Here is a 25474-nt window from a genome sequence, read left to right on the forward strand (position 1 = left end):
TGGTACAATAACTGATACCTTTACTTCTCTGTCCATTACACCGCCTACTTACTATTTATATTCAGAGTTTATTAAGAATGGATCTAATAAATTATTTTTTTTACTAATCTCTTAAATGAATTGATGAACCAAAACAATAACATTGTAAAACCCAACATAAAACGTCTGTTTTTAAAGCCCCTACGAAAATATTCCATTCTTATTTTGTAGTCATACTGAATATGCTGCTTTAAATTCGAATTATTATAATTTGATTTTCCATCCATAATTCTTTTGTGATAATTAGAAAGCGGTTCGGCTATAAACCCCACATTACAATTCATAATAAATCTAATGTTAAATTCCCAATCACCCAAAACAGGTAAATCCTCTCTATAATTGCCAACTCCAACCAAAGAGTCTCTTCTATATACAAAAGAATTTGTAGTAAACAAGTTGCCTTTTGCAATTTTTAATAGTGTCAACTTTTTTAGGTTTGGGTTAAATACAACTTTAGACTTCTGGATTATCTTTTCATTGGATATTTCTTCATGAATTAGATAGGTTGAAGTTATAACTCCATCATATTCTATATTTTTTTCTAGATTTTCTATACAAATACTCAAAAAATCAGGACTCCATGTATCATCGTCATCCAATAAAGTAACAAACTCAGTTTGGCTATTAGCTAAGCCAATATTTGTAGCAACTTCCATATATAAATCTTTTTTAGTATGACTAACTTTTATTTTTCTAAGAAGATCAGAACTATATTGTTTTAGAAGATGTTGAAGTTGCTTAATGTCACCACCATTATTAATCAATTGAATCTCCCAATTGCCATAGGTCTGATTCATGACACTCTGAACTGCACGTTTTAATAAGATAGGTCTGTTTTTGGTTCTCATAATGATGGCTACTTTAGCTTCCACTCAATCACTCCTCTAAAACAACTCTTTGACATTAGACCATTGAGTATTGATCAACTACCTCATCAGCCGTACCTACCATTCTGACTTTGCCCTTTTCAATCCAGATCGCCTTATTACAAATCTCTTTTACCTGTGCAGAAGAATGTGAAACAAATAATACCGTTGTTCCTCTACTAAGCAAACTATTTATCTTAGTTTTACACTTCTCCTGAAACTTATAGTCACCAACGGCTAAAACTTCATCTACTATAAGTATATCAGGCTCAATTATAGTTGCGATTGAAAACGCCAGCCTGGCAATCATTCCCGAAGAATAATTTTTTATAGGCACATTCATAAATTCATGCAGTTCAGAAAAATCAACAATCTCATTGTATTTCAATTTCATAAAGTCTCTAGAGTATCCCAACACTGCACCATTGAGATAAATATTCTCTTCTGCAGAAAGATCAAGATTAAAACCGGCGCCTAACTCTATTAACGGTGCCATATTACCTTTAACAGAAACACTTCCCGTTGTAGGTTTAAGTACTCCCGCAATAATTTTTAAGAGTGTACTTTTCCCTGCACCATTTAACCCAACAAGACCTAAGACATCGCCCTTCTCCACTTTAAATGACACATCTTCAAGAGCAATAAACTCATTAAAAAACAATTGTCTTTTAACTAACTTTACAAAGTATTCTTTGAAGTTATCAATTTTTTCCGAGCTCAAATTAAACAACATGGAAACATTTTCGACCTCTATAATAGATTCCTTCATTAATTTTCTCCCTACTATACATGTAAAATAAATTTATCTTGTTTCTTATAAAAAACATAAAAGCCAACGATAAAAGTAATAAATCCGAACAAGAAACAGATCATATTTTCATAGATACTCGGAAAAGTTTGATACATTACAATCTGCCTAAAAAAATCAACCATATAGTATAACGGATTTATATAAAAGATAAACTGATAATTCTCAGGAAGTACAGATGCAGGATAAAATAATGGAGTGAAGTACATCCAAGCCGTCAGCAAAACTTCGTATAAATAACTAATATCTCTGAAAAACACTGTATAGGCAGACAACAATAAACCTACTCCTGTCGCGAATAAGAAAACGTAAAATATAGCTAATGGAACCAATAGAAGCACAGGAGTTATTTTCACACCTACAAATAGCATAACAACCAATAAAGCTATTAACGAGAATCCTGAATTGGCCAATGTTGATAGACATTTAGCAAGAGGGAAAATATATTTAGGAATATATACTTTTTTTATTAGGGATGCGTTTCCTACAATTGAATTCATAGACATGCTCGTGCATTGTGAATACATATCCCATATAATTCTACCTGTAAAAACATATACCGGAAAATACGGAACATCACTTTTGAACAAGTTAGAGAAAACCATCGTAAGAACAAACATCATCAATAGAGGATGAAGCACGCTCCAAACAATACCCAAAACAGATTTCCGATATCTTAGCTTAATATCATTAACAACTAATTCACGTAGAAGAAATCTATATTTCGAAAAATTTTGCCAATAAGTTTTCATTAAAAGCCCTCTCATCATACAAACTCATTATTAAATGCTTCGCTTCTGTAATAATCAAAAGTTTCTTTCAATGCCTCTTCTAAAGAGTATTTAGGCTTCCAGCTAAGATGCAAAATAGCCGAACTATTATCAAGACAGCTATGGATAATATCCCCTACTCTATTTTCTTGATAGGTCAATTCTACTTTTTTAGAATTAAACTCGGACATAATCCTCACAAGTTCATTCAAACTAATTGTAGTATTTGTACTCACATTAAATACCCCATTAATCTCGCTATCAATAGCTGCGATATTAGCATTAACAACATCTTGGACGTAAATAAAATCTCTTGTCTGCTCTCCATTACCATAAATAATAAGAGATTCGTTTTTTAACATCTTGTTTATGAAAATAGAGACTACTCCTCCTTCTCCAACATGATCTTGTTTAGGTCCAAAAACGTTAGAATACCTTAAAATAGTATATTTAAATCCATAAAGAGCAGCATAAGTTTTGATATACTGTTCAGGTACAAACTTGGATATACCATAAAAAGAGATAGGGTCAATAGTATGATTCTCAGCAATAGGTAAGTTTTGAGGAACACCGTAAACCGCCGCAGAAGAAGCATATATAATCTTTTTAACACCATGCTTCTTGCAATTTTCCAGTATGTTAACTGTTCCTTTAATATTAGTCTCCTCATCCAGCAAAGGGTCTTCAATCGATCTATTCACATTTACTTGAGCCGCAAAATGTAATACTTGATCAGGCTTAATCTGATTGAATAAGTTATTCAGTTGGTCAGATTTAATATCAGCTTCAAAAAAAACAGCTCTTTCATCTAAATTGCTTAAGTGACCAGTAGATAAATTGTCAATCACAAAAACATTATGGCCTAAATTTAGCAATTGTTCAGCAACAGTTGACCCTATAAATCCTGCCCCACCAGTTATTAGTATCTTCATATCAATCACTCCATAACAAAATTGTACTTTATGCGCTCATTATTACTCAAAAAGGACTCACAGAAAAAATACCCAACTCCCTAATTTTATCCGTCCCATATGTGTCGCCAATCTGTTTGTAATAAGTAAATTTAGAGTTCTGAGTAATGTAATCGATCTCCATTTGAGGATTATCGCCAGATTCCCAGATAATAAATGAAGTGATCAACTTATCAAGATTCTTGATAATAAGTTCTCTTTTGTCTTCGAAAAAATGATAAAAAACAGTTAAAAATATCGCAACATCGTAAGTTTCACTCGTTTCATACTCTTCAATTTTATCTTGAAGTAACGTAATATTTGTATGTGTAAGCTCCGTTAATAATTTTGCTAAATCATAGTGTTGTTTATCAGGTTCCAAAGCAGTAACTTTTGCTCCTTCTCTACTAAAAAATTGTGAATAATATCCTAGGTTTGAACCAATATCTAAGATCTTATAATTACTAAACCTCTTCGAATTGAAAAATTCAAGTATATGGTCTAATCTTGATTTATACGAATTATCACGATAAGCAGGCCTATCATAAAAATACGGATTACAAATAGGTGTATAAAACTCGCTTCTTACCTGATCATTAATTAATTCAAGACATTCCAAAGCTTTTTCTTTATTTATCCAATTTATAAATTCTTGGACGCTAACTTTTGCTGGAATCAACCTCATTCCAGAACAGTAAAGAAACATTGCGCGATGGTGACCATCGATTATATTAAAATAACCGCTAGGATTCCATCTGACCTCTATTGGATTATCAGTAAAAAAATCAATTCCTTTATTTAGCTCCTTGCTCATGCATTGAAATTCTCTATGACGTCTATCTATTACAGCTATTGAAGATTCCGCAATTAGCCCTCTTGAAGAAAATAAGTTTTCAAACCATTTAATATAGGCATCAGGGCTCTTTTCAAGGCCTTTAAAAAAATTCATCAGGTCCCGATGAGGTTTTAATCTAACCAAATTAATATTTTCCCAAACTGTGTTTTGATGCTTCCAGTCCGCCGTTATTTGATCCACTTTGGAATATGCCGTAATTTTGTCTTCTGTGAAAAGTAGCTCAACTGGAATGAACGCAACAACATGTTGATCTTCTGCAAGTCTAATGAAGGAATGATCTATGATACTCCCGTCCCCGTCTAAATAGCTTGAAATTTGATTTTCAAGCCTTTTCGCTTTACACTTCCAGTTAACAATTTCATTTTGCTTCAACAAGTCATCTTTGAGGCTCCTATCCGATGCAATTCTAGACACTAAGTCTGCGTTAATACGTTCCAATTCTAAAATCTTCTCATATTTTTTTTCGCTATCAAGAGCATATCTATTTCTCTCATCGACTATCTTGTTTAATTGTGGAATTTTTTTTGCTATTTTCTTTAACATAAAGTTAACCCCATCTCCAAGCAGAGCTTTATTTTTCAATACAATCATTAAGCATAATATCCTCGTTATTTGAACAGATCTACCTTTAATAAAGTTTAGTATAGATGGGACACAAATGTCCCCAAGTTCTATCATTATCTACACTGTCTAGGAGCATAGCTATGTAGAAGCAAATTTTTATGCTAAAATATTGACGTATCTACAAGAAAAGGAGATTGTAAACCTTGTCGAATCCAGTATACGGGAAACAGGCCAAAACGTCGACCCGTGACGATAAAAGGCCGGCTATATTTTGGGTGTTAATTGTTGGGATGATTTTGTTTTTAGCTTGGGCCCCCTTCCAGGCTGCACTTTTTAATGGACAAATGCTCGATTTTGAGAAGCCACTATATTGGGCTTTGATCATCAGCACGATTCTATTGATTTTAGGAATCTTAACCTATTATAAGAAATTCAAGCTGGAAGAGCAAAGGGATTGGCTGGCTGTATTGGTACTGCTGCTTCCCCTGACTTATGTGCTTTCGCTAATTTCAGCAGCTTCTCATTATCTCGCAATGAATATGGTAGTAGTGCAGTGCATATATGCCGCTCTGTTTATCATCTCAATTTATCTACTTCAGGATCGGTTAGGCAATAAGATTATTCACAATGTGATTATGACCATTGCTTATGTCATTGTCGGCTTTGGCTTTATCAACTGGTTCGGACAGTGGGTACTTGCCGGCAAGCTGGTGGGCTGGCTTAGCCAATATGTGTATAATGACCGCTATACCAATGCAGTCATGACAGATTCAAATGGGCTCCGGCTGACATCAGTGTTTCAATATGCGAATACATATGCCGCCTTTCTAATGGCTTTCCTATTCGCTGCCGTTTTTTGTCTGATGAAATCAAAATCATGGTATGGCAAAGCTACTCATGGCTTCATGTTGGTGCCAATTCTGGTCTCGCTATTCCTGACCCTGTCACGGGGCGGTCTGGTTATGCTGCCAGTCGTATTCGTGCTGCTCTTGCTTTTCTTTAAACCTGCACGCCAGATTATATGGATTTTACATTGCGCCATTGCAGGTGTAGCATCAATATCTATCTTGACTCCGATTACAAATATGGGATTACAACTCAATAAGACCTACAACGGCGGAGAGGCGGCCAAGGCTTGGGGATTACTTATTGGTGTCTCCCTTGCTGTTGCTGTCGTACTGTGGCTTGTTGAGCATTATCTGGCACCAAAGCTGGAGAATGCCCTCAAAGGCTGGACCTCCCGGAAGTTATCCAACCTGTGGCTGCCTGTCGGATCAGTTGTGGTGATTGGCTTGCTGGCTTTTCTGTTTATTGGAACTGGCCTGCGCAATGTATTGCCTGATAACGTCCAGGTCCGGTTAGAAAACATCAACTTCCGCCAGCATAGTGTACTGGAGCGGCTTGTATTCTATCAGGATGCTGCCAAATTGATTAAAGATCACCCTGTCATTGGAACCGGTGGTGGCGGTTGGGCTACTTTGTATGAAAAGTATCAAGATTATCCTTATACTAGCCGTCAGGCCCATAACTTTTTCATGCAGTATTTAGTTGAAGTGGGTATTCTCGGTTTCGTGATTTTCATGTCATTCATCTTATATATTTTCTACAAATATATTCGTAGCTATATTAGACAAAATGATGAAGATCGGGATTCTCACTTTCTGTATCTTATTTTGGCACTCTCGATCTTACTTCATAGCTTGTTGGACTTTAATCTCAGTTACGTGTTCATGGGCATACTGGTATTTATGAGTCTTGGTGGTATGGCCGCTGCTATGGATAGCAAGCCGCTTAAACGCCTATCCATGAGCGCTTCCGGTTTCCGGATCACATACAGTGCAGTCATTGGTATCCTGAGCATTGTGCTGCTATTTGCAGGTCTTCGCTTCGTGCAATCGGCTAATGCTGCCACATATGCCAAACAGATCATGGCAGCCAGCACATCATTTGAGGAAATTCAAAATGCTATTAATAAAGATCTTGAACTTCGTCCTACACATCCGGATTCGGTTATAAGACTGGCTGCACTGTACAAGAGTGTGTATCAGCAAACGAAAAAAGAGGAATTTTATAATGCTGCAATAGAGGTGCTAAATACGGGCCTGAAAGCAGAACCGTATAATAAATTCATGTATAGCTCCAAAATTAACCTTTTACAAATAAAGGGTGAGAATGAGCAGGCCCTCAGCATTTTGGAAAATAACATCTCCAACTTTAGATGGGACAATGACTGGTACAATATGTTGATCACTCAAGCTTATTCTCTTGGTGATAAGGCACGTGAGCAAAAGGACATCGCCAAGGAGCGAAAATATTTCCAGGCAGGTCTTGCTGCTTACCAGCAGGTTCTGGATGGGATAGCTCATATTAAGACGGTTCCACCTGAAATCCAATTGACACGTACTTTTGAAGTAACCCCAAGCATTGCGCTCAATGCTGGCAAAATTGAGTTCATGTCAGGTAAGCCTGCAGAGGCTGCCAACATTCTCAAAAACGGCTTGAAGGACGACCTGAGTATTGCTACGAATCGTGAGGTGGCTCGCTATTACGTTGCTGCCCTTCAACAGCAGGGGCAGGATGACAAGGCTTTGTACGATAAGCTGATAAAAGCTGATCCGAAGGAGAAAGAGCAACTTGATCAGTTGAAATCAGAGAAATAGAGCAATACAAAGAGACTGCCATGATATCACATCATTTGGCAGTCTCTTTTTCATACTAAGCAAGAAAGAACATATTGAAGCTACGTCCTATTTTTGTTGATCAATATCATCAATAACCTGTCTCATATAAGCCAGTACTTCATCTTTAATCTCAACATGCTGCAGAGCGTAATGAATGGTTGTTTCAATGAACCCCAGCTTTTCTCCAACGTCATGGCGATTTCCATCAAATTCGTAGGCCAGGATCGGATTCCTTTCACCCAGTTTGGACAATGCGTCCGTCAACTGAATCTCCCCGCCTACTCCAGCGGATTGCTGCCCAAGGATATCAAAAATATCGGGCGTCAAGATATAGCGTCCCATGATCGCCAGGTTGGAGGTTGCTTCTTCCTTCTTCGGCTTTTCTATCAGACGTTCTGCTTCCGAGATTTTGGCGGTAAGTGCATGGCCCTCAACAATCCCGTAACGATGAACCTCGTTCCAATCCACTTGCTTTACACCTACAACAGAGCGCTGATACTCGTCGAAAACGTCGATCATCTGTTTGAGACATGGATTCTCAGACTCAACGATGTCATCACCTAAAAGCACAGCAAAAGGCTCATCCCCTATGAATTTACGTGCACACCATATAGCGTGACCTAAACCTTTGGGCTCCTTTTGACGGATGTAGTGTATGTCTGCCATTTCTGATGGCTTGCGCACCTCATTGAGCAGATTCCATTTTTCCTTGGCGGCCAGATTATGCTCCAGCTCAAATGAATAATCAAAATGATCCTCAATCGCTCTTTTACCTTTACCAGTAACGATAATAATATCTTCAATCCCAGATGCTACAGCCTCTTCGATAATATATTGAATGGTTGGCTTATCTACAATCGGAAGCATTTCCTTAGGCATCGCTTTGGTAGCTGGTAGAAAACGGGTTCCTAATCCCGCAGCAGGAATAATCGCTTTACGGATTTTCATGGGTTAATCTCCTTTGTCTTCAATATAACGGATAGATATACTTCTATGATTATAACAGGAAGGTGGATTCATTTAATAGTATATGCCAAATTCCCACGAATCTATTGGACTCTATAATCCAGCCCTACACCCTCAGTAGTTGCCGAATGTCCTCCTCCGTGAGCGTTGAAGACGCGCCATCTACTGGATCAAGGATATCCTGGATAAGATCCTTCTTTCGTTGCTGAAGCTCCAGCATGGTTTCCTCAATGGTTCCCTCGGCGACCAGTCGTATAACCTGAACAACTCGTTTTTGGCCCATACGATGAGCACGACTGGCCGCTTGCTCTTCGACGGCAGGATTCCACCACAGATCGTAGAGAATAACAGTGTCTGCTCCCGTCAAGTTAAGGCCTGTTCCTCCTGCCTTAAGTGAGATCAGGAACACGTCATTCTCCCCTTCATTAAAGCGTCGGCACATGTTCACGCGTTCACGTGCGGGGGTACTGCCACTCAGGTAAAACACGCCTGTCCCCCTCTCTTCCAGCGCTGGAAGGATCATTTTCAGCATACTAGTGAACTGGGAAAAGATAAGCATTCGTCTGCCGTTGGCGCGGGCATCGGCCACAATCTCCAGAAGTTGTTCAAGCTTGCCAGAAGCACCCTGGTAGTCCTCTACAAATAGTGAGGGGTGACAGCACAACTGACGCAGGCGAGTAATACCAGCCAGAATCTTCATCCGACTCTTCTGAAAACCATCTGTCTGAAGATCCTGGATTGTGTCATTCCGTAGCTGGGAAAGAAATGCCGTATACAGCTTTTTTTGTTCGTCAGACAGCTCGGAACGCTGAACAGTTTCAATTTTTTCCGGTAGCTCCTCCAGCACATCCTTTTTCAGACGTCTCAGGATGAAGGGAGCCACTACACGTGCAAGCTGTTCTCGCGGGATGTCCCTGAAGTTTTTACGTCCGCTGAACAGAGCCGGAAATACAGCATCAAAGATAGACCACAGCTCCTCCAGCGAATTTTCAATCGGTGTACCCGTCAATGCAAAACGGTGTGAAGCTGACAGTTGTTTGACCAATTGTGCGGTTAGGGAGCCGGCATTTTTGATTGCCTGCGCTTCATCCAGGATAAGAATGCTGAACGTCTTGCCTTCATACCATTCAAAATCACGCCGTAAAAGCGGATATGAGGTGATAACTACTTCTGGCCCTACCTCTCCCTCTGCTGTGGCAAGCAAACCGCTACGTTGCTCTTTCTTTCCAGCAACAACCTCTACACGAATGTCCGGGGCAAAACGTTTAAACTCGTTTTCCCAGTTGTATGTAAGGGAGGCGGGGGTAACAACCAATACAGGACCAGGTGAGTGATTAGAAGCGAGCGGCTTGCCTATCTGTGCCTCGTTCCCTGTCTTGCAGTCCAACTCGGAACGAATATAGGCAATCGTTTGCAGCGTTTTCCCCAATCCCATATCATCTGCCAAAATCCCGCCAAAGCGGAAGGATGACAAATTCTTGAGCCATTGAAAACCCTGTACCTGATAGTCCCGCAGCACTTCGGACAGTGATTCTGGCAGATCATAATCCAGCCGCTCTGGATGTCGCAACCGATTCAAAAAGCGGCGCAGATGCTTGCCAATACGCAATGAGCTTGCGCCTTGGCTATCGTCAGACAATTGGAGAGCTTTCAAGGTGGCCAGTTTCACCGTTCCCCCCTTCACGTCAGCCCGCTTGACACTCAGTTCCTCAGCTATACGCCCAAAAGTTGCATATTCCTCCCCCTCCAATGACAGGAAGGCTCCTCCACGCAGACGAATATATTTTTTCTTTTCCATAATGCCAAACATGATATCCCGCAATTCCTGCTGGTTCATACCCTCTAATTCAAAGGATACGTTGAACCAGTCCAACTCACTCGTAAGCTCTGCTTTGATTTTGGGTCTACTCTGTTGCTTATAGCGAATGTTGCGAGCTGACTGCGAAATATATACTTCCGTCAACTCCTCAAGCTCAGGCAGGACGTGATACAAAGTGTCATATACTTCATCATCGGTTGTTGCGATCCATCGTGATCCGTTCCTACGCATACGTGAAGACTCCAGCGCATGCAGCACTCGATTCTCACCTTCCATATTTCGTATCAAAATGGTCTTGCTATGGGTGCGTTGCAGGCCTGCTTTATCCAGCGGATTCAAAAGAGTGCCCTCATAATCAAATTCAATTCGCACAAACAGCTTGTCATCGTCTCTATCCAAAAAGCTTTTACTCACCAATACAGGCTCGACAATCCGTTCTCTGACCCGCTTGTCGAGACTCACCTTACCTGTTTTGCGCAACACAGGCAGCGTTTGCTGCACGAAAAGCTCAATCTGGGCTGCGGATATATCCACACTATTCTCGCTCCCATAGGCAGAGAGAGTATCTCTCATTTTGGAAAGTTGTTTTAGCTTCACCGGATTTTCCTCAAAAATCCGTCCCCGAGTAACGGCCAAACCGTAGGAAGACAGCAATGCTGTTTCATTCAGCCCCTTGACATTCAGCTTATAGCTGTCGCTCATGCCTGAAACGACGTCAAACTCTATCGGCAAAGTTTCATCAGGAGCTGCCATCTGGGCATTCCCCAGTGTCCCCGTCCCTTCCCAGGTAACAGAATCACAATGCTGAAGCAGCTTGTACACCTCAGGCCAGTTCATGGGTGGTATGAGCAACGCACGAGAATTGCCCGGAGAAGCCTCCCCGATGCTATAGGGATTCAGTAGTCTCTGGTACATCTGTTCACCATTTTTGATGTCAATCAGCAATTCGAGTAGTTGCCGATCTGTATCAGAAAAACACTGCGTTGCAGGATCGTAAGAAAACAGCTTGGTAAAGCGAAGAGACTCGCCTTTTTCCACACTGTTCAAAAATGCTCTCAGCTTCTGCACAATATAAGCCCGCTTCGCACCTATTTTCATCTCTATACTAATCTGTTCACCACGATATGAACTATCCTCTACATGACAAATATATTCGACCTGAAGCTGCTCTCTGTGGATGCTTGTATATTCTGAGTCTGCTTGCAACAGACCTGCACCTGCCTGTCTGAACAATTCCATCAGCTGATCCGCAGTGCGATAGGATGTCTGGCGTGACGATTCAGCGTTATAACGAGAACTGGACGTTGCGGAAGACGGAACTGTCAAAAGAGAATTAGACCCAAAAATGGAGGTTGGTTTAGGTTGTTCCGCTGTGGAAACATCCAATTTATAATCAGGTACAATAATTTGGCTCACGGTTCCAGCCTTGATGATCCGATGTACAGCAATCAGCACAGCAGCAATATGCTTGCACCCCTCCTGATAATAGCTGTTTTGATAGGCGGGGCAGGCACATTCAGCATCCAGGCCGAATTCATCCAGATCGACGCTGACCTGATAATTCCGACTCCCTTTGGCTACAGCTATTATACGGGTGCATGATGCATTGCTTTTCAAAGATACAATCTTGCCCTTGTCAAAATATTCTCTCCCTTTGTTGTATGCCGATGTTCCACAAATGTCACGTACATCCTGTAATGTAAAATGACTCATTTGCGTGTCCTCCTTATATATACTATAAAAACTTGTTTATACCCCAAATGAAGTAGTGAGCGTGAATAAAGGCTTGCAGGCTACTGAGGGTCTCATTTTCGACACTTTCAACACGAATATAGTTACATTGTACAACATTAAACAATCCAATCCACCAAAATTAAACAATGGGAAAAGGTATATCTATTCATCTACAAGTAAAAACAGACCTCTCCCCGATAGTATGGGAAAGGTCTGTTGTCAGCTTACACTACAAAAATATTTTCAGGCTTACCGAAGTGACTTCTTGTACCTTTCACGTTCTACTTCACCAGTTGCCCGCGTGTAACACCCAACTGGTTCGTCGCTTTAAGCGTCTTCCAAACCTGTGTGCCGCTGATCTCTCCGCGCAAGGCACGGTTGTAGAGGTCAATCACCTCATGCACCTGCTCCGGTGTCTCCTCCAAAAACTCCACGCGGTAGCGGGACACGCCCAGCTCCATAAAGTTGGACAGATACTCGGCACCGGATTGCTCAATGGCGTTATATACCGTGTTGCGGCAGCCTTCGTCCACGCGAACGGGGTGAGACATACCAATCCGGTCGCGCAGGGATGCGTGATGGTCCTCACATGGACGTCCGCAGTTGGTGTAGTCCGTGCCTTCGCTCATGAAGGTGCAGTATACGCAATGTTCGGTATGGAACATCGGCATATGCTGCTGAATCACGATCTCCAGCTTATCGGTACGTGTGCGTCGGAGCATATCAACCATTTGCTGGATGTTCAGGTCATACGACGGCGTAACCAGGTCGCAGCCGGAATCCAGGAACAAATCAGCCGCTTTGTGGTTGGCTACATTCAACGAGAAGTCACCAATCAACTGCGGATGACGTGCGTCCGGATTTTCCAGCCGATGACGCATGTAAAAATACAGCGCCCCCGGATTGCGTACCAGCACAGCATCCGGTTTCAGACGCAGGATGTTGTTGTGGTAGCCGTTTTCACCCGGCATGTGAATACGCGGGGTCGCCAGCGCAATTCGGCGCCCGGCGGCGTGTACAGCCTCCACGGCTGCCGGGAATTGCTTGATGAACTCGAAGTCGGCGTAGATGAACTCCACGCCGGCCTCCAGCGCAGCCTCAACCTGCGGGATGCTGCGGCACAGCGCGGTCAGTTCTGCCTGACCGCGTGCCACTGGCGATGCGGGAACCGATGCATCGCCATACACCTCTACCGCCCGCTTCGTGTACACGGGCGGTTTGGGGCGCTCGCCCGCGAGCAATTCCACCGCCTGACGGCGGATGCTGTTCAGCTCGCGCATCGGCACGATGACGTCCCCATGCAGGTGGACGTCCATTTCTTCCAGCTGGAACACAGTTCCGCCCAGTCGGCCGAACTGCTCCTCAAGCAGTTCGCGCGTCATTGGACGCTTCTGGGCGATTTCAAGTTCCAGCTCGGAATCCACGCGGACCGTCGTGCCTTTCTGCACATCGGTCCACCAGGTCGACAGCGGCTGCCCTGGAGAGCCGCTGACACGCACATGTACCGGGAAGACGCGGTACGGCTTGTCGGTGTCATACGTCTGGCGCAGACGCTTGTCCAGCGCCGGGTCGTTGGTCTTCCAAATGCGGTCGCCGACATGTACACGGCGCAGATCCACATCGTTGCGTCCCGCTACGATGTCGATGATCCAGCCCTCTCCGGCTTCGCCTTCGATCTTTACACCCTTGCGGCGGATATCGTATACGCGGCCGCCTTCTTCTTTTTGCGTGGGATCTCCCGCATCGAATACAATACCGTCGCCACGCTTCAGCGGTGCATCAATACGGCATACTACGCCGTCACGAAGGATTTGTTCTACCCGCCCCAGATAAACACCCCGGCTTTTCGGGAACGTACCGTCAACCAGCTTCTTGTTATTCGTTCCTTCCAGAAACCCGTGCGTAAAGCCACGTGAAAAGCTTTGCTGAAGCTCGCGGATATCTTCTTTGCTGGTCTTGGAAGTGTCACCATCAAAATACTTATCAATCGCTTTACGGTACTTGCTGACCACGTTGGCTACATATTCAGGCGTTTTCAGTCGTCCTTCGATTTTAAAAGAAATGACGCCCGCGCCAATCAGCTCCGGCAGCAGATCAATGGCAGCCAAGTCCTTAGGTGACAGCAGATACGTCACATCAGCCATCGGCTTTTGCACGCCATCCACCATCAGATCGTAAGGCAAACGGCATGCCTGTGCGCATTCGCCACGGTTCGCAGAGCGTCCGCCCCACATTTCAGAAGTCAAGCATTGACCCGAGTAGGATACGCATAACGCGCCATGCACGAATACTTCCATCGGAAGTCTCGCTTGCTCACCTATTTTTTGAATCTGTTTCAAGTTATTTTCACGTCCGAGCACGACCCGCTCAATGTTGTATGGTTTCGTAAACTCTACCGCCTCTGGCGAGGTAATCGTCATCTGGGTAGAGCCATGGATCGGAAAATCCGGCGAAATATCGCGGATCATTTTCACCAAGCCCATATCCTGTGCAAGCAACGCATCCACACCTGCATCCACGCAAGCATCGACCAGTTCCTTGGCGTCCTCCAGCTCGTTTTCAAACACCAATATATTAAATGTCAAAAAGCCCTTAACCCCATAACTATGCAAAAACGCCATAATTTCAGGCAGTTCGTCCATACGGAAATTGTTCGCCCGTGCCCGAGCATTGAACTTTTCCACCCCGAAAAATATCGCATCGGCTCCATTCGCCACCGCCGCACGCATACAATCCCAGTCACCGGCTGGTGCCAGAAGCTCGACGTCTTCTCTTCGTACTGCTAATTTCATCATTGTCCTCCCTATATGCTGAAAACGAATGATCACCCATTGGCTAATCGTTGTTTTCAGGGCAGCTATGCTGCTTACTTGGTAATCTTATGAGAATTCATCGACTCATTCCAAAGCTGATCATGCTGAGTCAGGGAAATCAAAGTCTATTAAGAATCACATTTTTAAATCCTATCTGTTTCTATCATCTTGTCCGATCATCCACACTCTGAACCATCGGTTCCTCGCATGAATTACATCCAACTCAAAAAATCCGCATCACAAATCTGCGGCATAATCATTCCTATCTTGTAACTAATCTAGTGTACCAGACTGCGCCCCAAGCTTCTACACTTTCCAAGCGATTCCTCGCAAAAATATCTACTAAAAACAAAAAGACACCTCCATATCCGTCAAGCGGTGCTTTGGAGGTGAGTCATATAAAACTAGAAGGAAACGAAGTAAATATCTCTGCTCAGACTACTTCTTAAAAAAAGGAAAAGTAGGTAGGATAGGCAACCTAGTAAAACGTGCAGCCTTTGCCCTTCGCTGCTCACCTCACTCTTTAAAAAGATTAGCACTCTTATGGCGGGTGCCAGCGGAGCGGGCCATTTGAATCGGGAGAAGCGTCAGCGATCGAAGGATCAAATGGCACGCGTAGCACTCTCCCACCATAACTCGCTAATTCTTTCTCCTACTTCACAAACATAAACGAACTCAGCGCTGAATCCAGTGCATTAGACTGAACCCCCGTATTGTTCGCGTCATTCAGCGTCGTTGTCACGGTATACGTTTTTCCGTCGCGCTCCAGAACGATTTGACGGCCTGTATAGCCAATGCCTTCTTCCACGCGGTGGAATGTAAAGGAGGCTGCCGAAACCCCGGCGAACGTTACGTCCTTAACCTCTTCAACCTTGAGGTTTTTGTAGCTTTTACCCTGCTTATCGTAAAAGTCCTTGAGCTGGGATACCGTTAACTCGAACGATTTGTCATTGTCTACTTTGATAGAGAAGCTTCCACCGGTAAACTGGTACTCCACATCACCCAATTCAAACTGGTCGCTGATCGCTGTCCAGTATCGTGGAATATTCACCGTGTACTCATAGGCTTTGGAGGTCTTTTTGACCGTTTTCGTTTTGTCTGCCAGATAGTCGTCCTCTTCCAGTTGTCCGAAGTTGCTCGCTACAGTTTGGAAATCAATTTGAAGCGAGGAAATGAGCGCATTGAACTGATCATTCCCTTTGCTCACTTTTTCCGGCACAGCGTATTCAGCCAGATAGCGGTATCCATTTTGCTGAATCAGCACATTGTATTCCTTAACCCATCCGTCACCAAAATTGTAGCGATACTCCTTAACCAGCCCCTGAACCCCCGCAACCTCAAGTGGATACGTCTTCTGGGCCTCATAAGCTGTAGAGACAAATGAATCACTCAGCCACTTTTGCAGCTGTTGGCTCCAGTTTTCCAACTTGGCATCAGCCGGAGCCGAGGTCACTTTCAAGCGGAAACTCGATCCATCATTACTTTCGTACTGCATCCGCTGATCGTCCATTTTCCAGCCTGCCGGTATGCTAAGCGACACGCCATAGTCCGGGTTTCCAGCCTCACGTGTGCCCCCCACAACGGTCGACAGGTCTTTAATGCTTTTATCTTGTGCATTGAAGGAGGTTTTGAAGGAATTTAACAGGCCCGCATACTGTGAGAGATCCTTATAATTCGTTGCTTTGGCATCAGAAAAATAAATGACATACAGTCGCCCATTGTCATAATACTGACGGTTTTCCCACAGCACGCCGTCTCCACCCTTCGTAATGACACGCGCATAAGGCACCTTCGATTTTGGGAAGGATTTTCGATCTACAACGATTTCTCCCGTCTCCTTGGCTGTTTGCACCAATTGTTGGAGAAGGTCGTCCGCATTCAACGGAACCGGCTGTGAAGCCGTATGCACTTCCAGATAATACGCACTATTCTCATCCATAAATGTAGAGATGCTCTCATCCCCGCCACCCTGACCGATGACCAATCCTGTCGGATAGTTCATGGACCAATCGTAGTAGCTGTTCCCGATCTGCGTCTTGCCCTCATCATTATCAATGCTCGGCGTCTCTTCCTCTACCTTGCCTGCGTCTTCTTGCGCCTCCATCCGAATGATAATTCCCGCACCATTCTTCTCCAGCTTGCCTCCGAGACCCTCTGCTACTTGACGCAACGGAACCATCAGGATACCTGACGACATTTCCGGTGGAGCCGGAAGTGTCACCTTGTGACCTCTCACCCAGGCAGTACGGCTCCCAATGGTCAGCGATACGACGTGAGCGCCACTACTAATTTTGACCACATTACCTTCAGCCAGCCGAATTTTGCTGTTAAATGCTTTTTTGAACACACCAGCTGGAACCATCAGTGCACCACTTTTGGAATAGGGTTTGGCAATACTTGCATTCTGGCCGTTCACGATGGCTGTGTTGCTGCCGCCTTGCAAACGCAGCTCCAAGATCGTTTTATCACTGTCCGCCGCAACTGCCGGCAAAGCAGATAGCAGAACAGACAATGCAACGGCGCCAGCTCCCAGCTGATGCATCATTTTTCTTTGAATATGCTTCACATTAATCTCCCTCTAGCTATATTTGATATCATAACGCTCCGTTTTCAATTACTTTCCTGTAACGGCCGCCTGTTGGACTGACTCAGATGCTTCCTTGGAAGGCGCTACATTGCCAGCACCAGCCGACTCATCCGAGTCCCCGGAATCCTCTCCGCCCTGAATAGATTCATAGATTTCGCCATTATCCTGTGACAGTACCAGCTTGCGTTTTACAATATCGCCGTCCGTCTGCATGAGCAAGCTCACCGTCTGCCCAGGCTGATAGCTTTTAAGCAACTCGTTGACGTCGATAGCGGAAGCCACACGCTTGCCGTTTATGCTATACAGCTCGTCGCCTTCCTTGATTTTGGCCTGAACAGCACTAGCCGAAGTAATTTTTGTGACTTTCAAGGGGTCCTCTGTAGGCAGCCCCACGATCGCCGACCAGCTCTCTTCCAATCCTAGACCAAGACTGGCACGCCGAACCTCACCATACTTGAAAAATTGACCAATCACATATTTCACCGTATCCGAAGGAATCGAAAAGCCCATATTTTCAATACCAACAGCCGAAAATTTCATCGTATTGATCCCGATTACCTCACCCTTGAGGTTTACAAGCGGACCGCCGCTGTTACCAGGATTGATTGCGGTATCGCTTTGGATGAGACGATAGGCAGCGTTGACACCACGATTCAATCCACTGACGACACCCGAGGTTGCCGAATTACGCAGGGAAAAAGAGATAGGCGTTCCGATAGCCACTACCTGCTCCCCCACCTGAAGATGATTCGGCGAGCCTGCTAGGGTAGCCGGTTTGAGGCCGCTTGCTTTGATCTTGACCAATGCCAAGTCACTGACCGGATCGCTGTAGCTATTTGTAATACCGTAGGATTTACCATCCGAGGTTACGACCACAGCATCATTTAATCCTTCAATAACGTGCGCATTCGTGACAATCCATCCATCTGTCCGAATGATGACCCCTGTACCGTGAGCAAGGTTGTACCGATCTCCGCCTGCCACGGCTTGTCCCGTTGCTGAGCGGCCGATGATGCCTACCACAGAGGGAGATACGTTTTTGACCACCTGCGGCACACGATCGGCCGATAACGTATATGTACCATTTGCGCTGTTATACGCGCCGCTGGTTCCTAATGCTTTATTCACATCGCCTACATTGACATAGACACCGCCGTTAATGACCTTTGCCTTCAAAGCGGTTCCGCTGCTGGCTGCACCTGCTGTTCCAGATACACACAAAGCGCTGCCCAAAGCCAGTATGACCGCCCTTTTCCCCATCTTACGCATATGTTCACCTTTTCCTCTCTAACATGACCCTGTTCTATCAGTTAGTCCAAATCTACCATAGAGGAGACACGCATACAATCGCTTTTAGCCCTATCTTTAACTAAAAAAGCTATGTTTGCCGCTAACATGACCCCTCATGTCATTTATACTATAAAATTACCAAATCCTTATATCAAGAAAATAAGCAAAAACGATAAATAATCGTTATAGCGTTTGGGCCATTCCTTCGTTTACGGGCACAACCAACTATGATACCATCACATTATATCTTAGTTGTGTTGTCGGAAATAAAATTATAATCTTGAATCCCTGCAAATAACGCTTATGAAGGAGGCTAAAAGGATGGCTTACGAACCAATATGGACCGCTCATTCCGATAAACTGAATAAATTCGAATTTGCCAAGCTGGAAAAGGATGGCCTCGACGTCATACGCACCATTATCGAAAGCTATGCGAGTGAAGGCTTCGATTCGATCACTGCGGACGATATGGATCGTTTCAAATGGGCTGGAGTGTATCAGCAAAAGCCCAAGGATGGCCATTTCATGATGCGTGTCCGCATCAACACAGGTATCATGACATCAGCGCAGGCACATGCATTGGCGGACATAGCCACGCTGTACGGACGCGGCCTCGTTGATGTCACCACCCGTCAGGCTATTCAGTTTCACTGGCTGACGGTTCAAGACTTACCTGATATTTTCGAGCGGCTGGAAAAAGTCGATTTGTACTCTTTTGAGGCTTGCGGCGACTGCCCGCGTACGATTGTTGGCAATCCACTGGCCGGCATTGATCCCAATGAACTGGTCGACACCAAGGACATTGTGGATGAAGTCAACCGTTTTTTCCTATTAAATAAGGACTTCTCCAATCTGCCGCGCAAATACAAAATGTCCATCTCCGGTAATACGTACAATAACGCGCAGGCTGAAATTAACGATTTGTCCTTTACGCCAGCCACTAAAGTAATCGACGGGGAAGAAGTCATCGGCTTCCATGTGATGGTCGGTGGGGGCTTATCCGCCAAGCCGCATTTGGCACAATCGCTGGACCTGTTTGTCCGTCCTGAAGAGGTTTTGAAGGTTTCCATTGCAGTCACTACCATTTTCCGGGATTACGGCTATCGGGAAAAACGACATCATGCCCGCCTGAAATTCCTCATCGCCGATTGGGGCCCGGAAAAGTTTTTAGCCAAGCTCACCGAGTATATCGGCGAAATGCCCGGCCGGGGCGAGGATAAAACAATCGGCTGGCAAGCAGCCTACTTTGACGGTGTGCATCCACAAGCGCAGCAGGGTCTAAACTATGTCGGTCTGAACGTGCCCGTCGGCCGTCTGGATGCTGACGAGCTGCATGAGCTGGCCGACCTGGCTGACCGCTACGGTGATGGACAGATTCGTACCACCATGTCGCAAAATATTTTGCTGAGCGGTGTGCCGGACGACCAGGTGAATGAATTACTACAGGCTCCTGTGCTGCAACGCCTGACGCCACAGCCCAAGCATTTTATGAGCCGTACCGTTTCATGCACCGGGAATGAATTCTGCAATCTGGCGATTGTGGAGACTAAAAAGCGGGCGGTTGACGTTGCCGAGTATTTGGATCAGCACGTAGAGCTGGATGAAAAAGTGCGCATTCATTTCATCGGCTGCCCGAATTCCTGCGGACACAAGCATATTGCAGACATCGGTCTGCAGGGCTCGCTTATCAAGACACCCGAAGGCATGGTCGACGCGTTCGACATTGCTGTCGGCGGAGCACTCGGACCGGGTGCCCAGTTCAATAAAGCGCTCAAAGGCCGCGTACGTGGTGATCAGGTCGGCCCTGTGCTGGCAGAACTGATTCTGTTTTACAAGGAAAATAGAAATACCGGTGAAAATTTTTATGCGTATGTACAACGGGTAGGCATTCCGACTTTTCAGGAAAAGCTGTCTGCTATTTTACAGTCCAGCACCGTCGCTTCCTGAGGCTTGTAAGTAAGGCTCTTCTATAATGTGTTCTCTTAACCTAATAGGCCTTCCAAGGCAGCCTGTTTGTATCTAGCATACATGCAGGCTGTTTCCTTTTGGTCAAAGCATGGCCGCAAAAGGTCATCTTCTGCGCTTTAAAAAAAGACACCGAATTAATCCGGTATCCATATTTTAGCAAAATCAAGCACTGCCGGTTTTTCGGCGCCACCGGATGTGGATGTAACCACTGCATAGCCTGTCGGTATTTTGTATATGAGTCCTGTGTCATATCGGATGCCGAAGGAATTGTCTTCCTTGTAATGAGTAGCGGCTTCCCAAACCTTCGCACCATTTCCTTTCAAGCCAGTGATGGTGATTCCATGCATCTTCGTGGTGCTTCCCAGCGGATCATACCGGTCACTAAACCGAACGTACACCTGCTCCTCCGGCAGATATACCCGGTCAGTCGGATAATCCTCTGTAGCACCGAACAATTGCAGTCCGTTGCTCAAAATCTGTGTACGCTTGCTGTTCCCTTTAAGCCCTGTCACAGCGATATGGCCTCCAGGCAACTCACGTACTTCTGCAATGTCTTTCCCCGTGCCCAAGTCAAAATGGATATTACGGATTTCTCGACCATACACATCTGCCTGTACTCCTACCGGGCCATGAGGACTGTTCATAAGTGTATAATATCCATCGTGATTGCCGACCAACCAACCCGAAGTTACCCCGTCCTTCGTTCGATTCCACAGCTCCTCACCAGCTTCTGAATATTTGAGTACGGTAAATGCTTGCTCATCCCGGTTCAGAGAGGATACAAGAAATCCGCCGTCCGCAAGCGGTTCCAAACCTATAAGGGAGTTGTGTCCATGGGATGTCAAGCCATCCGTTTGTAATGTTTTGGACCACACGGCATTCCCGTCCACATTCAACCGTGAAGCCTGTAACTCCCGTATCCCATCCGGCTTCGTGTAGTCGATAAGCAACAGCGAGCCACCATCCGACGTCTCCCGCTGGACTCCCCTACTGCTTGCACCTGACTGTACGTTCAGATCCAGCTCATGCTTCCACACACCCTCCAGCGAGCTGTCCAGCTTGCCGTACGTGACATGCGCCACGCTTGCCTCAGTGTTGTCTTCGATGTTCAGCACCAGAAATCCACCATTCGCTGCCGGCTGAATATAATTGTGTGGATTCTCTTCATCCTCAAAGCTTCCAATTGCCGCGCTTGTTTCAATCTCAGCTTGCTTGGGCACGGCCGTCTCGGACACCTCGGATGCATAAGACGGAATAGCGCTAAACCCCATGACCAATGTCGCTAAAGCAACTCCTGCTGTCCATGAATAAACACGTGTTCGTAGAAACCCGTTTCGCGTTCCCTTCAAACGTTCCAGCTCCCTTCATGACTTTACCTCAGAGATGTTTTTAAAAACCTTAGATGTGATAAGACTACAAACGGTTTCGCTTCAACTTGTAATGGTTGTCACGTGGGCACGGAACTTCATGCGATGCTATACAATCATGAGTTATTTATTTACCTCTTCAAGTCCGAGCCCAAACAATTGAAACTCCAAAATGGAGACTGCTCAGATACTTTCTTCCAATGAGTATACATATAGATTTATTATTCCAGTGCTTGGTAAACTATGTGTTACATGCTTTAACGCAAGATTTGCATAAAAGTTCTCTTTTTTTACAAAATAAAGCCCCAACCAGTCAAAGAATGAATACGCTAATTCGCATTCTACCTTCATACCTGTGTGGGGCTTACAAGACTTATATTAATGATGTTTACAGATCGGCTGTATGAAGCGCTAGGCTGCGCTGTGTATCCCGTTCAAGAATCGGCTTCAAATACCGTCCTGTATAGGATTCCTCAACCTTCACGAGCTGCTCAGGAGTTCCAGTAGCCAAAATCGTTCCACCGCCGCTACCGCCTTCCGGTCCCAAATCAATCAGATAATCGGCTGTTTTAATCACATCCAGATTATGTTCAATGACCAATACGGTTTCTCCCGAATCCACCAGGCGATGTAGCACCGTCAGCAATCGGTCAATATCATGAACATGCAGCCCCGTAGTCGGCTCGTCCAAAATGTAAATCGTCTTACCCGTGCTGCGACGATACAGCTCGGAAGCCAGCTTCACACGCTGCGCTTCACCGCCAGATAAGGTAGTCGCAGGCTGTCCCAGCTTGATATATCCCAAACCTACATCCTTCAACGTCTGAATCTTGCGATGAATCTTAGGAATATTTTCAAAAAACTCTGTCGCATCCTCTACTGTCATCTCCAGCACATCGGCAATACTTTTACTCTTGTACTTAACTTCAAGAGTTTCCCGATTATAGCGTCTGCCCTTACACACTTCACACGGGACGTATACATCCGGCAAAAAGTGCATTTCAATCTTGATAATGCCGTCGCCCTTGCAAGCCTCGCAGCGACCACCCTTAATGTTAAAGCTAAAGCGACCTTTTTGGTAACCTCGGACCTTAGCCTCATTTGTTTTTGAAAATAAATCACGAATATCATCAAATACCCCGGTATAGGTTGCCGGATTGGAACGCGGCGTGCGGCCGATCGGAGACTGATCAATCTCAACGACCTTATCGATATTTTCAAGCCCACGAATTTCCTTATGCTGACCCGGACGCACTCTCGCCCGGTTCAGATCACGCGCCAGCGTTTTGTACAGAATTTCGTTGACCAGCGTTGACTTCCCAGAACCGGATACGCCAGTAACAGCCGTGAAAACACCTAACGGGATTTTAACATTCAAATTTTTGAGATTGTTCTCCTTAGCCCCGCGAACCTCCAGCCACTTATCCGTAGGCTTGCGCCGTTCGGTATTGACCGGAATGAACTTGCGTCCACTCAAATATTGCCCGGTCAAGGAATTCGGGTCTTCCATGACTTCCTGCGGAGTCCCCTGTGACATGATCATTCCGCCGTGGATTCCGGCCCCCGGACCGATATCAATAATATAATCGGCCGCCATCATCGTATCTTCGTCATGCTCCACCACAATCAGCGTATTCCCGAGATTCCGCATATGCTCCAATGCACTAATCAGGCGGTCATTATCCCGCTGATGCAACCCAATGCTTGGCTCGTCCAAAATATACAGTACACCCATCAGGCTGGAACCGATCTGTGTCGCCAACCGGATACGTTGTGCCTCACCACCGGATAACGTGCCTGCTGCACGACTTAAGGTGAGGTACTCCAATCCAACATTAACGAGAAATCCCAAACGGCTGTTAATTTCCTTAAAAATAAGATTGGCAATGGACTGTTCCTTCTCACTCAACACCAGCGTTTTGAAAAATTGAGACGCTTCACCAATGGACAAATCAGTTACATAGGCAATGTTACGCTCCTGAATAGTCACCGCCAGAGTTTCTTTCTTCAAACGATGTCCCTTACAGGTGTTACATGGCTTTGCGCTCATAAATCCTTCAATAAATTCACGGATACCGTCAGAAGCTGTGTCACGATAGCGACGCTCCAGATTCGGGATAATTCCCTCGAAGGTCACATAGGCTTCCTTGCGTTGTCCAAAATCATTTTCATAACGGAATCGAATCTTCTGGTCACCCGTTCCATGTAATATGGTGTTCATTTGCTCCGTGGTCAGCTGGCTGACAGGAATGTTCTGTGGAATACTATAATGCTCGCATACAGACTGCAAAAATTGCGGATAATAGGTGGAGGTTCCTCCACTCCACGCCTGAAATGCTCCACCTTCTACACTTTTCTCCGGGTCAGGAATGAGCAGGTCGGGGTCAACCACCATTTTAACGCCCAATCCGTCACAATCCGGGCAAGCACCGAACGGACTGTTAAAAGAAAACATCCGTGGCGACAGCTCGTCTATACTGAAACCACAGATCGGGCAGGCAAAATTAGAACTGAAGCGCAGCTCTTCTTGCCCCATCATGTCCACCAGCAACTGACCTCCTGAAAGATTCAACGCTGTCTCAATAGAGTCGGACAGACGTGCACGCACATCCTCCTTCACTACGATCCGGTCTACAACCACTTCAATGGAATGCTTCTTGTTTTTCTCCAGCTCGATCTTTTCGGACAATTCACGCAGTTCGCCATTGACACGCACCCTTACAAAGCCTTGCTTGGCAATATCCGCGAATAGCGTTTTATGCTCACCTTTGCGTCCCGAAATCAATGGGGCCAAAATTTGCAGCCTTGTCTTTTCAGGGTATTGCAAAATGCGGTCTACCATTTGTTCAACCGTTTGTGATGTAATTTCAATGCCATGCTCAGGACAATGAGGGTGACCAATTCGGGCAAATAGCAACCGCAAATAATCATAAATCTCTGTAACCGTACCGACAGTAGAACGCGGATTACGGCTCGTAGTCTTTTGGTCAATGGAAATTGCAGGAGACAGTCCATCAATGGAATCCACGTCCGGCTTCTCCATTTGGCCCAGGAACTGACGCGCATACGCGGATAAAGACTCCACATAACGCCGCTGTCCTTCTGCATAGATCGTATCGAAAGCCAGTGACGATTTACCTGAGCCACTTAGCCCCGTGAGGACGACAAATTTGTCCCTTGGGATAGTCACGTCAATATTTTTGAGATTATGCGCCCGAGCGCCTTTGATGATGATGCTTTCATTCGCCAAATGTTTCATCTCCTTAGCCATAGTTCACGTCATGCTATACTGCGATGGAATACCCCATACAAGTGATATATCGCAAAGAGAACGACCGCATGGGCCGCCCTCTCTATTTTCAAAAGCAATCATCCATTTCATTTTCAATGTGTTCG

Annotated in this window: 14 protein-coding genes; 2 read left to right on the plus strand and 12 right to left on the minus strand. The window is 45.0% G+C overall.

Features of this window, described 5'->3' with window-relative positions; translation table 11 throughout:
- Nucleotides 1–83: 83 nt before the first annotated feature.
- The 5 genes from ACIFQM_RS14385 to ACIFQM_RS14405 are packed head-to-tail and all read right to left on the minus strand — an operon-like array spanning nt 84 to nt 4880.
- On the minus strand, nt 84–911 hold the full coding sequence (locus tag ACIFQM_RS14385) for a glycosyltransferase (RefSeq protein ID WP_430041097.1): 828 nt from the start codon (nt 909–911) through the stop codon (nt 84–86).
- A 31-nt stretch (nt 912–942) separates the two neighbouring features.
- Nucleotides 943–1674, minus strand: coding sequence for an ABC transporter ATP-binding protein (locus ACIFQM_RS14390; RefSeq protein ID WP_404580873.1), 732 nt, complete (start codon nt 1672–1674; stop codon nt 943–945).
- 14 nt (nt 1675–1688) lie between these two features.
- Complete coding sequence (locus ACIFQM_RS14395; protein ID WP_404580874.1) at nt 1689–2465, minus strand: ABC transporter permease; 777 nt, start codon at nt 2463–2465, stop codon at nt 1689–1691.
- 14 nt (nt 2466–2479) lie between these two features.
- Nucleotides 2480–3415, minus strand: a complete 936-nt coding sequence (locus ACIFQM_RS14400) for an NAD-dependent epimerase/dehydratase family protein (protein ID WP_430041096.1) — start codon at nt 3413–3415, stop codon at nt 2480–2482.
- Between the two features lie 46 nt (nt 3416–3461).
- Complete coding sequence (locus tag ACIFQM_RS14405; RefSeq protein WP_430041094.1) at nt 3462–4880, minus strand: class I SAM-dependent methyltransferase; 1419 nt, start codon at nt 4878–4880, stop codon at nt 3462–3464.
- A gap of 176 nt (nt 4881–5056) precedes the next feature.
- Between ACIFQM_RS14405 and ACIFQM_RS14410 the strand changes: the two genes are divergently transcribed.
- Nucleotides 5057–7513, plus strand: coding sequence for a Wzy polymerase domain-containing protein (locus ACIFQM_RS14410; protein WP_430065710.1), 2457 nt, complete (start codon nt 5057–5059; stop codon nt 7511–7513).
- Nucleotides 7514–7600: 87 nt separating this feature from the next.
- Here ACIFQM_RS14410 and galU read toward each other — a convergent pair whose 3' ends face one another.
- The 5 genes from galU to ACIFQM_RS14435 all read right to left on the minus strand — a co-directional run bounded on the left by galU (nt 7601) and on the right by ACIFQM_RS14435 (nt 18722).
- Complete coding sequence (gene galU, locus ACIFQM_RS14415; protein WP_430041092.1) at nt 7601–8482, minus strand: UTP--glucose-1-phosphate uridylyltransferase GalU; 882 nt, start codon at nt 8480–8482, stop codon at nt 7601–7603.
- Nucleotides 8483–8606: 124 nt separating this feature from the next.
- A complete protein-coding gene (locus ACIFQM_RS14420) occupies nt 8607–12032 on the minus strand; it encodes an SNF2 helicase associated domain-containing protein (protein ID WP_430041090.1) in 3426 nt (1141 codons plus the stop codon).
- A 302-nt stretch (nt 12033–12334) separates the two neighbouring features.
- Nucleotides 12335–14845 carry a DUF3656 domain-containing U32 family peptidase gene (locus ACIFQM_RS14425; protein ID WP_430041089.1) on the minus strand — a complete coding sequence of 837 codons (2511 nt, stop codon included), beginning with the start codon at nt 14843–14845 and terminating at the stop codon, nt 12335–12337.
- Nucleotides 14846–15518: 673 nt separating this feature from the next.
- Entirely contained in the window at nt 15519–17432 is a 1914-nt protein-coding gene (locus ACIFQM_RS14430) for a stalk domain-containing protein (RefSeq protein ID WP_430041088.1), read from the minus strand.
- A gap of 48 nt (nt 17433–17480) precedes the next feature.
- Entirely contained in the window at nt 17481–18722 is a 1242-nt protein-coding gene (locus ACIFQM_RS14435) for a S1C family serine protease (protein WP_430041087.1), read from the minus strand.
- A gap of 342 nt (nt 18723–19064) precedes the next feature.
- Between ACIFQM_RS14435 and ACIFQM_RS14440 the strand changes: the two genes are divergently transcribed.
- Complete coding sequence (locus ACIFQM_RS14440) at nt 19065–20690, plus strand: nitrite/sulfite reductase (RefSeq protein ID WP_430041086.1); 1626 nt, start codon at nt 19065–19067, stop codon at nt 20688–20690.
- A 155-nt stretch (nt 20691–20845) separates the two neighbouring features.
- Here ACIFQM_RS14440 and ACIFQM_RS14445 read toward each other — a convergent pair whose 3' ends face one another.
- On the minus strand, nt 20846–22060 hold the full coding sequence (locus tag ACIFQM_RS14445) for a hypothetical protein (RefSeq protein WP_430045586.1): 1215 nt from the start codon (nt 22058–22060) through the stop codon (nt 20846–20848).
- Nucleotides 22061–22466: 406 nt separating this feature from the next.
- The gene (gene uvrA, locus ACIFQM_RS14450) at nt 22467–25328 is read right to left on the minus strand and encodes an excinuclease ABC subunit UvrA (RefSeq protein WP_430041084.1); all 2862 of its coding nucleotides are present in this window, start codon (nt 25326–25328) and stop codon (nt 22467–22469) included.
- Nucleotides 25329–25474 lie beyond the last annotated feature (146 nt).

Origin of the sequence: Paenibacillus sp. NRS-1782 (assembly GCF_050467685.1) — a bacterium.
Classification (GTDB): domain Bacteria; phylum Bacillota; class Bacilli; order Paenibacillales; family Paenibacillaceae; genus Paenibacillus; species Paenibacillus terrae_A.

Bases quoted from the DNA above. Each gene is read 5' to 3' on its own strand.
- ACIFQM_RS14420 (WP_430041090.1), bottom strand. From the start codon at position 12,032: ATGAGTCATTTTACATTACAGGATGTACGTGACATTTGTGGAACATCG.
- ACIFQM_RS14395 (WP_404580874.1), bottom strand. From the start codon at position 2,465: ATGAAAACTTATTGGCAAAATTTTTCGAAATATAGATTTCTTCTACGT.
- ACIFQM_RS14440 (WP_430041086.1), top strand. From the start codon at position 19,065: ATGGCTTACGAACCAATATGGACCGCTCATTCCGATAAACTGAATAAA.
- ACIFQM_RS14405 (WP_430041094.1), bottom strand. From the start codon at position 4,880: ATGATTGTATTGAAAAATAAAGCTCTGCTTGGAGATGGGGTTAACTTT.
- ACIFQM_RS14425 (WP_430041089.1), bottom strand. From the start codon at position 14,845: ATGAAATTAGCAGTACGAAGAGAAGACGTCGAGCTTCTGGCACCAGCC.
- ACIFQM_RS14390 (WP_404580873.1), bottom strand. From the start codon at position 1,674: ATGAAGGAATCTATTATAGAGGTCGAAAATGTTTCCATGTTGTTTAAT.
- ACIFQM_RS14400 (WP_430041096.1), bottom strand. From the start codon at position 3,415: ATGAAGATACTAATAACTGGTGGGGCAGGATTTATAGGGTCAACTGTT.
- galU (WP_430041092.1), bottom strand. From the start codon at position 8,482: ATGAAAATCCGTAAAGCGATTATTCCTGCTGCGGGATTAGGAACCCGT.
- ACIFQM_RS14435 (WP_430041087.1), bottom strand. From the start codon at position 18,722: ATGCGTAAGATGGGGAAAAGGGCGGTCATACTGGCTTTGGGCAGCGCT.